The sequence below is a fragment of the Nocardioides sp. W7 genome (genome assembly GCF_022919075.1).
Taxonomy (GTDB): domain Bacteria; phylum Actinomycetota; class Actinomycetes; order Propionibacteriales; family Nocardioidaceae; genus Nocardioides.
The window spans coordinates 1,948,916-1,961,569 of record NZ_CP095078.1; the positions used below are offsets into that span (position 1 = coordinate 1,948,916).

At 73.1% G+C, this 12,654-nt stretch carries 12 protein-coding genes; 9 read left to right on the forward strand and 3 right to left on the reverse strand.

The window, feature by feature from the left end:
• The first annotated feature begins 56 nt into the window (after window positions 1-56).
• The 4 genes from MUB56_RS09220 to MUB56_RS09235 all read left to right on the forward strand — a co-directional run bounded on the left by MUB56_RS09220 (window position 57) and on the right by MUB56_RS09235 (window position 4,967).
• Window positions 57-1,226 carry an acyl-CoA desaturase gene (locus tag MUB56_RS09220; protein ID WP_244931600.1) on the forward strand — a complete coding sequence of 390 codons (1,170 nt, stop codon included), beginning with the start codon at window positions 57-59 and terminating at the stop codon, window positions 1,224-1,226.
• Window positions 1,227-1,288: 62 nt separating this feature from the next.
• Window positions 1,289-2,842, forward strand: a complete 1,554-nt coding sequence (locus tag MUB56_RS09225) for an alkaline phosphatase D family protein (protein WP_244931601.1) — start codon at window positions 1,289-1,291, stop codon at window positions 2,840-2,842.
• A gap of 90 nt (window positions 2,843-2,932) precedes the next feature.
• Complete coding sequence (locus tag MUB56_RS09230) at window positions 2,933-3,436, forward strand: hypothetical protein (protein WP_244931602.1); 504 nt, start codon at window positions 2,933-2,935, stop codon at window positions 3,434-3,436.
• A gap of 25 nt (window positions 3,437-3,461) precedes the next feature.
• Window positions 3,462-4,967, forward strand: a complete 1,506-nt coding sequence (locus tag MUB56_RS09235; RefSeq protein ID WP_244931603.1) for an SPFH domain-containing protein — start codon at window positions 3,462-3,464, stop codon at window positions 4,965-4,967.
• Between the two features lie 63 nt (window positions 4,968-5,030).
• Here MUB56_RS09235 and MUB56_RS09240 read toward each other — a convergent pair whose 3' ends face one another.
• Complete coding sequence (locus MUB56_RS09240) at window positions 5,031-5,438, reverse strand: VOC family protein (RefSeq protein WP_244931604.1); 408 nt, start codon at window positions 5,436-5,438, stop codon at window positions 5,031-5,033.
• Window positions 5,439-5,524: 86 nt separating this feature from the next.
• On the opposite strand from MUB56_RS09240, the gene MUB56_RS09245 reads away from it, so the two are divergent.
• The 3 genes from MUB56_RS09245 (at window position 5,525) to MUB56_RS09255 (ending at window position 9,387) form a co-directional block, all read left to right on the forward strand.
• A complete protein-coding gene (locus tag MUB56_RS09245) occupies window positions 5,525-6,208 on the forward strand; it encodes a SprT-like domain-containing protein (protein ID WP_244931605.1) in 684 nt (227 codons plus the stop codon).
• Between the two features lie 81 nt (window positions 6,209-6,289).
• Window positions 6,290-6,466 (forward strand): hypothetical protein, encoded by a 177-nt coding sequence (locus MUB56_RS09250; RefSeq protein ID WP_244931606.1) that lies wholly within the window; start codon window positions 6,290-6,292, stop codon window positions 6,464-6,466.
• A gap of 53 nt (window positions 6,467-6,519) precedes the next feature.
• On the forward strand, window positions 6,520-9,387 hold the full coding sequence (locus MUB56_RS09255) for a choice-of-anchor Q domain-containing protein (RefSeq protein WP_244931607.1): 2,868 nt from the start codon (window positions 6,520-6,522) through the stop codon (window positions 9,385-9,387).
• On the opposite strand, the gene MUB56_RS09260 is transcribed toward MUB56_RS09255, so the two are convergent.
• Window positions 9,388-9,672, reverse strand: coding sequence for a transcriptional regulator (locus tag MUB56_RS09260; protein WP_244931608.1), 285 nt, complete (start codon window positions 9,670-9,672; stop codon window positions 9,388-9,390).
• On the reverse strand, window positions 9,669-10,133 hold the full coding sequence (locus MUB56_RS09265; RefSeq protein ID WP_244931609.1) for a hypothetical protein: 465 nt from the start codon (window positions 10,131-10,133) through the stop codon (window positions 9,669-9,671). Before MUB56_RS09265 ends, MUB56_RS09260 begins: the two co-directional genes overlap by 4 nt.
• A gap of 222 nt (window positions 10,134-10,355) precedes the next feature.
• Here MUB56_RS09265 and MUB56_RS09270 point away from each other — a divergent pair, with 222 nt between their 5' ends.
• Both MUB56_RS09270 and MUB56_RS09275 read left to right on the forward strand, forming a co-directional pair.
• Complete coding sequence (locus MUB56_RS09270) at window positions 10,356-10,709, forward strand: hypothetical protein (RefSeq protein WP_244931610.1); 354 nt, start codon at window positions 10,356-10,358, stop codon at window positions 10,707-10,709.
• Between the two features lie 238 nt (window positions 10,710-10,947).
• Entirely contained in the window at window positions 10,948-12,654 is a 1,707-nt protein-coding gene (locus tag MUB56_RS09275; protein WP_244931611.1) for a DUF3352 domain-containing protein, read from the forward strand.

A 12,654-nucleotide genomic window follows, 5' to 3' on the forward strand; every position in this document is an offset into this window, starting at 1 on the left:
TCGATCCGTCACATCCCGATCACCGACCCGACTCGCCGAGGAGGCACAGTAGAGCCATGACGACCGCGACTGCGACCGCCACCGCGAACGCCACTGCGCCGAGACCGGGCGGCCTCACCGCCACGGAGATCGAGCTGTTGGGCCAGGAGCTCGACGCCATCCGCCAGGACGTCCTCGACGACCGCGGGGCTCGCGACGCGGCGTACATCCGCCGAGTGATCCGCGTGCAGCGCGGCCTCGAGCTCGGCGGTCGGGTGGTGCTGCTTGCCGGCCGGAACAAGGCGGCCTGGGTGGTCGGCACGACGGCGCTGAGCCTGGCGAAGATCCTCGACAACATGGAGATCGGGCACAACGTCCTGCACGGCCAGTGGGACTGGATGCGCGACCCGAAGATCCACTCCTCGACGTGGCAGTGGGACCACGCCACGCCGCCGGAGCAGTGGCAGCGGGCGCACAACCAGGTGCACCACACGTACACGAACATCATCGGGATGGACAACGACCTCGGCTACGGCATCATGCGCGTCGACGAGGCCCAGCCGTGGAAGCCGCGCTACCTGGTCCAGCCGCTGTGGAACGCCGTGACCGCGTGCATCTTCGAGTACGGCATCGCGATGTACGACCTCGACCTCGGCGACCACCTCCGGGAGGGTCGCACGATGTCGCCCGAGAAGCGGGCCGAGGCGAAGGTGACGCTGAAGCGGGCGCTGCGCCAGGCCGCCAAGGACTTCGTGGTCTGGCCGCTCCTCTCCGGCCCGGGCTGGCGCGCGACGCTCGCCGCCGACGCGACCGCGGTGCTGGTCCGCAACGTGTGGAGCCACTCGGTGATCATGTGCGGCCACTTCCCCGAGGGGGTCGAGGCATTCGAGCAGCCCGACCTCGACGAGGACGAGAGCCGCGGCGAGTGGTACGTCCGCCAGATGCTCGGCTCGGCCAACATCTCCGGCCCCCCGGTGCTGCACCTGCTCGCCGGCAACCTCTCGCACCAGATCGAGCACCACCTCTTCCCCGACCTTCCCAGCAACCGGTACGGCGAGATCGCGCCGCGGGTGCGCGAGGTGTTCGACAAGTTCGGGCTGAACTACTGCGCCCGCCCACTGGTGCAGCAGGTGGCCAGCGCCTGGCACAAGGTGGTCCGGCTCTCGCTGCCCAACGGCTGGCTCGCCGAGACCAACCGCCGCAACCTGGTGCCGCAGCTGCGGCGGCTCGCGGCCGGGGCCGCCTGACCTTCACCGACGCGCCACCTGGCGCTCACGCAGGTGCCACCTCCGGCCGGGAGCGTGGCGGCATGACTGATCTCGGGCAGCACCTCCACCGTCGTACCCTCCTCGCCGGCACGGCCGCCGCCACCGGCGTGCTGGCCGCCGCTCCCGGCGCCGCCGGCCTCGTCCGGCGCCGGCTCACCCTCACCTCCGGCGTGCAGTCCGGCGACGTCACCACGCACGGAGCCGTGCTGTGGGCGCGGGCCTCGGGCCGGGGGCGTCTGGTCGCCGAGGTGGTGAGCGGCCGACGCCGCCACCGGGTCCGCGGGGCCTGGGCGACCGGCAGCAGCGACCACACCGCCCGGCTCGCGCTCGACCGACTCGCGCCGGGCCGGGAGTACGCCGTACGTCTCGGCTTCGAGGACGAGCACGGCGTGCTCGGCGAGACCCAGACAGCGACGTTCCGGACCGGGTCACTGCACGAGGCCGCGACCAGCTTCGTGTGGACGGGCGACACCTGCGGGCAGGGCTGGGGGATCAACCCCGATCTCGGGGGTCTGATCGGCTACCGCGCGATGCACGAGACCCGGCCGGACTTCTTCGTGCACGCCGGCGACACCATCTACGCGGACGGCCCGATCGCGGCATCGGTCACCGAGCCCGACGGTCAGGTCTGGCGCAACCTGGTCACCGAGGAGGTCAGCAAGGTCGCCGAGACGCTGGGGGAGTTCCGCGGCCGGCACCGCTACACGCTGCTCGACGAGAACGTCCGGGCCTTCTACGCCGACACCCCGGTCGTGGCGCAGTGGGACGACCACGAGACGACCAACAACTGGTACCCCGGCGAGATCCTGGAGGACCCGCGCTACACCCAGGAGCGGCGCGTCGACGTGCTGGCCCGGCGGGCCCGGCAGGCGTGGCAGGAGTACCAGCCGATCGCGGCCCCGGCTCGCCGTGGCCTCTCCCACGACTCAGGCTTCGCCCCGGCCCGGATCTACCGCAAGGTCGAGCGTGGCGGCCACCTCGACGTCTTCTGCCTGGACATGCGCACCCACAAGGACCCCAACACGGCGGGGCTCGAGCCCGACGGCACCCGGCTGCTCGGCGCCGAGCAGGTCGACTGGCTCATCCGAGAGGTACGATGCTCCCGCGCGACCTGGAAGGTGATCTCCGCCGACCTGCCGCTCGGCCTGGTGGTGCCCGACGGCCAGCTGGCCCAGGAGGGCCTGGCCAACGGGGACCCCGGCGCCCCGCTCGGCAAGGAGCAGGAGATCGCGGCGGTGCTCGCGGCCTTCAAGCGGCACGGCGTGCGCAACGTCGTCTGGATCACCGCCGACGTGCACTACTGCGCCGCGCACCACTACTCCCCGGACCGGGCCGGCTTCACCGACTTCGACCCGTTCTGGGAGTTCGTCGCCGGTCCGATCGCCGCGGGAACGTTCGGCCCCAGCGACCTCGACGGCACCTTCGGGCCGGAGGTGGTCTTCCGCAAGCACGCCGCGACCCCGAACGAGTCGCCGCGGCACGGCAACCAGTTCTTCGGCCACGTCGACATCGCCCGCGACGGGCGGCTGACGGTGAGCCTGCGGGACCTGTCCGGTGTGGTGCTGTTCAGCCGTGAGCTGGAGCCGGAGGACTAGACACCGGGGGTTTCAAGTAGGCCTCTTGGGACATGCTGCGGGTTCACCCCGGAGCACCGGGGTCCGACGGCGGTAGGAGAAGATCCCAGCGTGACCACCTTCCTCGTGATCGGGGTGCTGGGTCTGGTGCTGCTCGCGGTCGGCCTCGTGCTCGGTGACCTGCTCGACGGGCTCGCCGACGCGCTCCCCGGTGACGTCTTCTCCACGGCCGTCATCGGCGCGTTCGTGGCCGCGACCGGATTCGGCGGTGCGACCGCCGAGGCGGTGGGTGCGCCGCTCGCCGTGTCGCTGCCCGTCGGCATCGTCGCCGGCGTGGCGTTCGGCTGGTTCGCCGCCTGGCTGACCCGGCTGATCCGCGACGGCGGCAGCGACGCGACCCCCTCGGTCGACCACACCGTCGGCCGGAGCGGGCGGGTCGTCACCGCGATCCCGGCCGACGGGCTGGGCGTCGTCGACGTACTCGTCAGCGGCAACCCGGTCCGGCTCAACGCGCGCTCCGAGCAGTCCCTGGAGGCTGGCACCGAGGTGTTCGTCACCACCGTCCTCTCACCGACGGCCGTCGAGGTCGCTCCGGTGTGGCGCTCCCTCCCTTGAACGGCCCTCCCCTGAAAGGCACCCCATGCCCGACCTGCTGATCCCTGTCGGCGGACTCGTCCTGCTGCTGATCCTGCTCGTCCTGCTCGTCACGAGCCGCTACAAGGTGGCCGGGCCCAACCAGGCCTTCATCGTCACCGGCCGCAAGGGCAAGGCGGTGCTCAACCCCGAGACCGGCGAGCTCAGCACCGACCTGTCGGGTCAGAAGGTCGTGCTCGGCGGCGGGGTCTTCGTGATCCCGTTCGTGCAGAAGCTCGCCACCATGGACCTCTCCTCGCGCCGGATCTCGGTGCAGATCCGCGGCGCGGTCTCGGGCCAGGGCATCAAGCTGAACGTCGAGGGCGTGGCGATCGTCAAGGTCGGCGGGAACGCCGACCAGATCCGGCTCTCCGCGCAGCGCTTCCTGAGCCAGCAGCAGGACGTCGAGCCGTTCACCCAGGAGGTGCTCGCGGGTGCCCTGCGCTCCATCGTGGGCGGCCTGACCGTCGAGCAGATCATCCGGGACCGCGCCGCCTTCGCGCAGCGCGTCGCCGACGAGTCCGAGAACTCCCTGACCGGTCAGGGCCTGATCCTCGACACCTTCCAGATCCAGGACGTCACCGACGACGGCAGCTACCTCGCCGACCTCGGCCGCCCGGAGGCCGCCCGGGTCAGCCAGACCGCCCGGATCGCCGAGGCCAACGCCCGGCAGGCCGCCGAGCAGGCCCAGATCGCCGCCGAGCAGGAGATCGCCGTCGCCCAGCGGACGCTGGCGCTGAAGCAGGCCGAGATCAAGGCCGAGACCGACGCCGCCTCCGCCCAGGCCGCCGCCGCCGGCCCGCTCGCCCAGGCCGACCGGGACCAGGCGATCCTCCTCGAGCAGGAGAAGGTCGCCGTCCGGCAGGCGGCCCTGACCGAGCGGAAGCTCGAGACCGAGGTCCGCAAGCCGGCCGACGCCGAGCGCTACAAGGTCGAGCAGGAGGCCGAGGCCAAGCGCTCCGCCGAGATCGCCGCCGCCGACGCCCGCAAGGCCTCCACCATCGCCTCCGCCGAGGCCGAGGCGCAGCAGGTCCGGCTGTCCGGTGAGGCCGAGAAGTCCCGCCGGGCCGCGCTGGCCGAGGCCGAGGCGATCGAGGGCGCCAAGCGAGGCGAGGCGGAGAAGGCGCGTCGTACCGCCGAGGCCGACGCCACCCGCGCCGAGGGCGAGGCCCAGGGCGCCGCGATCCTCGCCGTCGGCCAGGCCGAGGCCGAGGCGATGGACAAGCGCGCCGAGGCGTTCGCCAACTACAACGACGCCGCCGTGCTGCAGATGCTGATCGAGGTGCTGCCGCAGATCGCCCGCGAGGTGGCCGCCCCGATCTCCGCCATCGACCAGCTCACGGTCATCTCGCCCGACGGCGCCGGCGCGCTCCCGCGCCAGGTCAACGACAACATCGTGCAGACCCTGGCGATGCTGAAGACCTCGACCGGGCTGGACCTCGAGGCACTGGTGAAGAGCTCGGTCGGAAAGGCCGCGAACGGCACCTCGGCGGAGGTCTCGGCGTCCGAGTAAGGGCCGCGACGTCATGCGACCCGGGCGCGACCGGGCCCGGATCGCATGATGTCGGGCGACCGGTCAGGCCGGCTGGGCGATGTTGACCAGCCAGATCACGCCGAACCGGTCCTGCACCTGGCCGAACACGTCGCCCCACATCTGCTTCTCCAGCGGGACATGCACCTCGCCGCCGTCGGCCAGGGTCTCGAACCAGCCGCGCAGCTCGGCCTCGTCGTCGCCGCTGAGGCTGAGGTTGGAGGCATTGCCCCGGACCAGCGTCTGGCCGGGTGCGCCGTCGGAGGCCATCAGAGTGATGCCGCCCGGGTTGTTGACCTGACCGTGCATGACCTGGGTGGCCTGGTCGCCCTCCATGCCCATGTCGCCGTAGGTCATCACGTTCAGGTCGCCCCCGAACAGCGAGTGGTAGAAGGTCAGCGCCTCGCGCGCGGTGCCGTCGAAGTGCAGGTAGGGGTTCAGGATGGTCGTCATGGCAGCTCTGACCGGTCGGAGGACGCGAACTCATCGCACGGTGCTGCCTGCCGGCTCTGTCGGTGACCGCGGCTAGCGTTCTGCGCGTGGATCTCGACGAGGCGGCCCGGATGGCCCGGGCGCTGCTGGCCGACCACGGCCTGCGCGACTGGACCCTGGTCTTCGACCGGGCCAAGCGGCGGGCCGGCATCTGCCGCTACGACAAGCGCCAGATCGGCCTGAGCGCGCCGCTGACCCGGCTGCACGACGAGGCCGACGTGCGCGACACCGTGCTGCACGAGATCGCCCACGCGCTGGTCGGGGTCCGCCACGGGCACGACGCCGTCTGGCGGGCGACCGCCCGGCGGATCGGCTGCAGCGGCGAGCGCTGCGTCAGCCGCGAGGCGCCCGAGCTGGAGGGCGCCTGGGTCGGGGTGTGCGCGGCCGGCCACCGGGTCACCCGGCATCGTCGCCCCGACCGGCCGGCGGCCTGCCGGCGCTGCGGGCCGTCGTTCGACCTCGCCCACCTGCTGACCTGGACCCACCACGGCCAGACGGTGCCGATGTCCGCGGCGTACGAGACCCAGCTGCGCCGGATCCGGGCGAGGCCGGAGGCGGGCTCGAGAGGACCGGTCGTGCTGCGGCCGGGGGAGCAGGCGCGGGTGCTGGCCCAGGGCCGCTACCACGGCGCCGTCGGCACGCTGGTCAAGCGCGGGCGCACCCGCTACCACCTGCGCATCCCCGAGGGCATCCTCACCGTGCCGTTCGAGCTCGTCGAGCGAGCCGGCTGAGCGCCGGCCCGCACCCCCGCCGAAAGACGGTCCCCGCGAGAACTGGTCCAGACAAAAGTCGGATGCGGGAAGGGGGCGCCGATGTCTACCGTTGTGACGATCAGTCAGCTCCCGGAGGTCATGGTGATGAAGCAGCAGCGCGCGGTCCGCCGCCGCACCGCGCACGCCCTCACCCCGGAGGAGAGGGCCCAGCGCCTCGCTGAGCTCCGGCACCGGTACCAGGTCGAGCTCGAGCGCGACGCCCGCAGCCTGCGCTGACTTTTCGCCGCAAACCCCAGCGCGGCACCGTCGGGAAACCCTAGGGTGCACGCGTGAGAGGCCTCCTCAACCTGCGCCCCCTGACCTCGTCGCTCGTCCTCGGCATCGCGGTCGCCGGACTGACAGCCGCCGTGCCACCCGCGCCCGCGTCCGCGGCCGGCCCGCTGACGGCGTACGTCGCGCAGGGCGGCAACGACACCGGCAACGACTGCTCGAGCGCCGCAGCGCCCTGCGCCACCGTCAGCCGGGCGCTGACCCAGGTCGGGGCGGGGGCCACGATCCGCGTCTCCGGGACCATCGTCGACCACCTCGAGGTCCACGGGGACAAGGAACCGCTGCTGATCACCGGCGCCGGGGCGTCGGCTCCGGCCGTGCTGCAGGCGCACGAGTCCAGCCGGGTCCTCTCCAACTTCGGGGTCCTGACGCTGGAGCACCTCGAGGTCACCGGTGGTGACGTCGGGGCGGGCGGTGCCATCGCGAACACCGGCGGCGAGCTCGCCCTGTCCCACGTCGTCGTGCGCGGGAACACCGGCGACAAGGGCGGCGGCATCTACAACGACAACGACGGCGTCGTCACGGTCGAGGACAGCCGGATCGTCGACAACGTCGCCACCGGCCTCGGCGGCGGTGGTGGCCTCTACAGCAGGAACGGCTCGATCACCGTCCGCCGGACCCTGATCGCGAACAACGCCGCCTCCGGCGGCGGCGGGGGCGGGATCGCCAAGATCAGCGAGCTCGGCGACGGCACGGTGGTGGTCGAGGACAGCACGATCTCCGGCAACAGCGCGGTCAACGGCGGCGGGCTGTACGCGACCGGCCGACTCACCCTCGCGCGGAGCACGGTGACCGAGAATCAGGCGACCTACGGTGCCGGCATCTGGAACTCCCTCGGCACCTCGTGGGTGGTGGGCAGCACGGTGGCGCGCAACGTCGCAACGGTCGGCGTCAGCGGCATCCACAACGATCACGGCACCGTCGAGCTCGCGAGCACCATCGTCGGACCGCAGACCGGCGTCGGGTGCGGCGGGAACAGTCCGGTCTTCGTCAGCCGCGGCTACAACCTCGACAGCGGCACCGGCTGCGGGCTCGCCGGCACCGGTGACCAGAGCGGCACCGACCCGCAGCTCGGGCCGCTGCAGGACAACGGCGGCGTGACCGCCACCCTGCTCCCGGCCGCCACCGGCCCGGCCGTCGACCGCATCCCGGTCGGCACCGCCTTCTACGCCATCTCGATGTGTGCCCGCCAGGACCAGCGTGGGGTGCCCGGCCCGGTCGCCGGCGCGACCGGCTGCAGCGTGGGTGCGGTCGAGCCGGCCGCGTTCGTGCTGACCGACCAGGCGCCGCTCGTCGTCGACTCCCTCTCGGGCCCGGTGACGACCCCGCTGGCGCTCAGCACCGCCGGCGGGTCCGGCGAGGGTCGGGTCACCTTCACGACGGCGGACGAATCGGCGTCGGGCTGCACCGTCAGCGCGACCCCGCCGTACACCTTGAGCGCGGCGAGCGCCGGCACCTGCACGGTCACGGCGCACAAGGCCGCCTGGGGCACCTACGGCTCCGCCTCCTCGGCGCCCGCGTCCGTCACCCTCGCCAAGGTCGAGCAGACGCCGCTGACCGTGACGTCCACGTCCGGGACCTTCGCGACGCCCCTCACGCTCACCAGCGCGGGCGGCACCGGCAGCGGCGAGGTCACCTTCGCCACGACGAACGGCACCGCGACCGGCTGCCAGGTCGGCGGCCCCGCGCCGTACCGGCTGACCAGCGCGAGCGGTGGTACCTGCACGGTCACCGCGACCAAGGCGGGTGACGAGCTGCGCCTGCCGGCCGCCTCGGCGCCGACGACGGTGACGCTCGCCCGCGCGGCGCAGGCCGCCCTCGTGGTCACCTCGACGAGCGGGCGCTACGGCACGCCGCTGCCGCTCACCACCAGCGGTGGATCCGGGAGCGGGGCGGTGACCTACGAGGTCTCCGACGGCACCGCGAGCTGTGAGCTCGTCGGGCCGGGGGAGGCACAGCTGGAGGCCGACGCCCCGGGCTCCTGCGCGGTCACGGCCACGAAGGCCGCGGACGGGGCGTACGCCGAGGCCGGATCGCCGACCGTGGTGGTGAACTTCGCACGCGGCCTCCAGGAGCCGCTCGTCCTCACCTCCACGGTGGGCACGTTCGGGCAGGGCCTGCCGCTCACGACCTCGGGGGGCAGCGGCGACGGGGGAGTGACGTTCGCCGTCACCGATGGCACGGCTGAGCGGTGCGAGGTGAGCGAGGACCCGCCGTACACGCTGCGCGTGGTCGCCGCCGGCACCTGCGTGGTGACCGCGACGAAGGCGGCCGACGTTCGCTACGAGTCGACGAGTGTCACGACGACGGTGGCCTTCCCGCGGTCCGCGCAGGCGCCGCTCGTGGTGACGTCGACGCAGGGCACGTACGGCGGGGCGCTGACCCTCGCGACGAGCGGCGGCTCGGGCCCGGGTGCGGTGTCGTACGCCGTGGCCGACGGCACGGCCGCGGCCTGCACCCTCCGCGGGGCCACCCTGACCGTCTCGACGGCGGGGACCTGCTGGGTGACGGCCACGAAGGCCGGCAGCCTCGGCCTGGAGCCGGTCTCGTCGGCGCCGACGACGGTGACCTTCGCCGCCGTCCGACCGACGGCGGTCCGCGCACTGAAGGTGTCCGGGAAGATCGCGGCCGCGAGGCGGGTGGTGTCGTGGACCGCACCCGGCAGCACCGGCGGTCTCCCGATCACCGGCTACGTCGTCACGGTGACCAAGGGCGCGAAGAAGGTGTCGACCACCACGACCCGGGCCCGCAAGGTCACCCTGAAGCGCGCGCGGCTGCCCCGCGGTCGGCTGACCGTCACGGTCGTCGTCCGCACCGCGGCCGGCACCGGACCGGTCGTGAGGAAGGTCTTCAAGGTCCGGCGCTGATCAGGCTCCCAGGATCGCGGCCAGCGCCTTGCGGTGCTGGTCGTACGCCTTGCGTCCCGCGCGGGTGATCCGGTACGTCGTGGTCGCGCCGCGGCCGCGCCCGGACTTGCTGATGTCGACGTACCCCGCCTTCTCCAGGGTCGCCATCTGCTTGGACAGGTCGGAGTCGGAGACGCCGAGGTGCTCGCGCAGGAACGCGAAGCTGACCGTCGTCGCGGCCGACAGCACGGCCATCGCCGCGAGCCGCTTCGGCGCGTGGATGACGGGATCGAGGTCCTCGATCACGCGAGCCGTGCCCGGGTGCGCGCGGCGGCCCGGGCGAAGGTCCGCTCGTAGAGGACCAGGCCGACGGTGACCGCCACGCCCGCGACGACGGCGGCGGCGATCGCGCCGGCGAGCAGCCAGCTGCCGACGACGAGGGCGAGCACGACGGCGACCCCGACGCCGTACCGGACGAAGGCGGGGCGGAACTCCGCCGGCGCGTGGCGCAGCGAGGGGAGGGCGCCGTGGTAGCGGGAGTACCAGGCCAGGAACGCGCCCTCCAGCGCTACCAGGGCGAGGAGGCCGACGAGGGCGAGGACGCGGCGATCCTGGGCGAGCCCGATGAGCAGGATGAGCGCGCCCGCCCACAGCCCGGCCGCGGGGGCGTACCACCACGGGGTCGGCGGGTAGTCGATGTACGGCGCCGCCTCCGCGCGCTCGGCGATCCGGCGGGCCTGCTGCGGGTCGAGTCGATCGCTTTCCATGTCGGAAAGCGTAGTTCTTAACTTTCCAGTCTGGCAAGTGGTAGGCCCCTGCCGACCCGGGCGGTGAGGCGACGCCGTACCGTCGTCCTCGTGGCTGATGCGGACTATTGCGAGCTCTGTGAACTCCCGTTGAGCCAGTGCGTGCACGGGCGGCCCGAACCGGTGCCCCCGCCGCCGCCGGACCCGGCGTCGCGAACCCCCCGGGTGAAGGTGCCGCCGCGCGTGCCCGGCAGCAGCACCCCGCCGCGCGCGCCCGCCGTCAGCGCCCCGCCGGTCAAGCGGAGCGCGCCGCGGAAGTGGACCTCGCCCGCGGAGCTTCGCCCGGCCATCCTGAGCGCACTGCAGGACGCCGAAGGCGAGCTCGACGGGGACGAGGTCTTCGTGCACCTCGAGGTGCGGATCGGCGACCAGCTGCGCCCCGGCGACCGCGAGGCGAACCCGCAGGGCGAGCTCCGGTGGCGTGCCGCCGCCCGCAAGGCGCGCAAGTCGCTGATGGACGACGGGCTGCTCGAGGCGGCCCCCGGCGTCTGGCGGCTCAGCGAGCTGGGTCGAAGCGCGGACCTCCCCGAGGCCTGAGCCCTGGGCCGGACCAGACCGCTCGATGAGGTCCTGGCCCGGATCGTTCATTCGCCCTCAGGGGACGCGGCTACGCTCCGCGCGTGTCCGAGACCCCGCGCTCCGATCGACCCGACAGCTCGCCCGCGGCCGGGGACAACTCGTCGAGATCCTGGAGTCGGGTGGCGGCAGTGGGACCACCGAGCCGCGTGAGCGACCCCGGCCGCGCCGCCGGCGCTGGGCACTGGGTGGCGCCGCGGTGCTCGGCACGGGGGCGGTGGTCGCGGTCGGATTCGGCGCCTGGTGGTACACCAGCACCGGTCCGCAGCCGGCCGAGGCGCTCCCCGCGAACGTCCTCGGGTACGCCGCCGTCGACCTGGACCCTTCCGGCGGGCAGAAGCTGGCCGCGCTCGATCTGCTGAAGAAGGTGCCGGCCGTCTCCGAGGAGCTCGACCTCGACGGGAACCCGGCGAGCGTCGACGTGACCAGCACCATCCTGGATGCGGACCTCGAGGCGGACGGCTGCGACCTCCGGGCCGACGACGTGACCGACTGGCTCGGCGACCGGGGTGCGCTGGCCGCACTGCCGTCCGACGAGGGGATGCCGGTGCCCGTGGTGGTCGTCCAGGTGACCGACGCCGATACGGCCCGGGACGGCCTGACGGCGCTGGCCGCCTGTGCCGACCTCGGGACGGACGACGACGAGGCCGAGGAGTCCGGGTTCATCGTCTACGACGCCGATGGCGAGGACGAGAGAGAGAACCAGCCTGAGATCGGCTTCAGCGTCGACGGCGAGTGGGCGGTCGTGGCCGAGGAGCAGGACACGGTGGATCGGCTCGTCGCCGACCGGGAGGACGGCACCCTGGCCGACGACGCCGGCTTCCAGAAGTGGACCGAGGCCGCGGGCGACCCCGGCGTCGTCCACCTGTACGCCGCTGCCGCGGCCGGCGCCTGGTACGCCGACGAGGTCGTCAGCGCGTTCATCGCGCCCATGGCCGGCTACGAGGCCCAGGAGGAGGCGTGCCCGATGCCGCCGCCCTTCGACGATCCCGACGCCGACTTCTCCGAGAAGGAGATGGACCGCCTGTACCAGGAGTGGACCGAGTGCATCGAGAGCCTCGAGGAGGAGCCGACCGAGGCCGAGCCCTCCCCCGAGGTCCAGAAGTTCCAGGCTGAGCTGCGCGGGTTCGAGGGCGCCGCAGCGACGCTGCGCTTCGCCGACGGCGCGGTCGAGGTGGAGACGGCCGGCGACCTGAGCTTCCTCGGCCCTCAGCTCTTCGGTGGTCCCGGCGGCGGCGCGGCCGTGCAGGCCCTGCCCGACGACACCGCCGTGGCGTTCGGCGCCGGGTTCAGAACGGGCTGGCTCGAGGAGCTGGTCCGCAACGGGATGACTGCGCCGTTCTTGGCGCTGGGCGTCGTCGCCGACGAGGCCTTCGGCGAGCTCGAGGAGCTCACCGGGTTGCGGCTGCCCGAGGACGCCGAGCTCCTGACGGGGCGAGCGGGGGCCTTCGCCATCTCGGGCGACGCCGACCCCGAGACCTTCTCCGGGTCGGGCGACCTCGGGAACGCCGGGGCCGGGTTGAAGGTGTCGGGCGACCCGAGCCCGCTGGTCGAGCTCCTTGACCGGGTCCGCCCGAAGGTGCCCGCCGACGGCCGGGAGCTCCTGGACAGCAGCTCCGCGGACGACGCCCTCGCGGTAGGACCGGACGAGCGGTGGCGCGACCGGCTCCTGGAGGACGGTGGACTGGGCGAGGTCGACGGCTTCGACGACGTCGTCGGGCACGCGGACGACGCGAGCGCGGCGTTCTATCTCGACCTGGACGCCGTGCGGAGCTGGCTGCCCGAGCTCTTCGACGGGGACGAGGAGCTCGTGCGGAACCTGAAGCCGTTCACCCGGGCCGGCGCCTCCAGCTGGGAGTCGGACGGCGTGGAGCACGGGCTGGTGCGGCTCACGACGAAGGACTGA

Excerpts from the sequence above, each read along its gene's own strand:
- MUB56_RS09220 (WP_244931600.1), top strand. The coding sequence starts at position 57 with ATGACGACCGCGACTGCGACCGCCACCGCGAACGCCACTGCGCCGAGA.
- MUB56_RS09225 (WP_244931601.1), top strand. The coding sequence starts at position 1,289 with ATGACTGATCTCGGGCAGCACCTCCACCGTCGTACCCTCCTCGCCGGC.
- MUB56_RS09235 (WP_244931603.1), top strand. The coding sequence starts at position 3,462 with ATGCCCGACCTGCTGATCCCTGTCGGCGGACTCGTCCTGCTGCTGATC.
- MUB56_RS09240 (WP_244931604.1), bottom strand. The coding sequence starts at position 5,438 with ATGACGACCATCCTGAACCCCTACCTGCACTTCGACGGCACCGCGCGC.
- MUB56_RS09250 (WP_244931606.1), top strand. The coding sequence starts at position 6,290 with ATGTCTACCGTTGTGACGATCAGTCAGCTCCCGGAGGTCATGGTGATG.
- MUB56_RS09265 (WP_244931609.1), bottom strand. The coding sequence starts at position 10,133 with ATGGAAAGCGATCGACTCGACCCGCAGCAGGCCCGCCGGATCGCCGAG.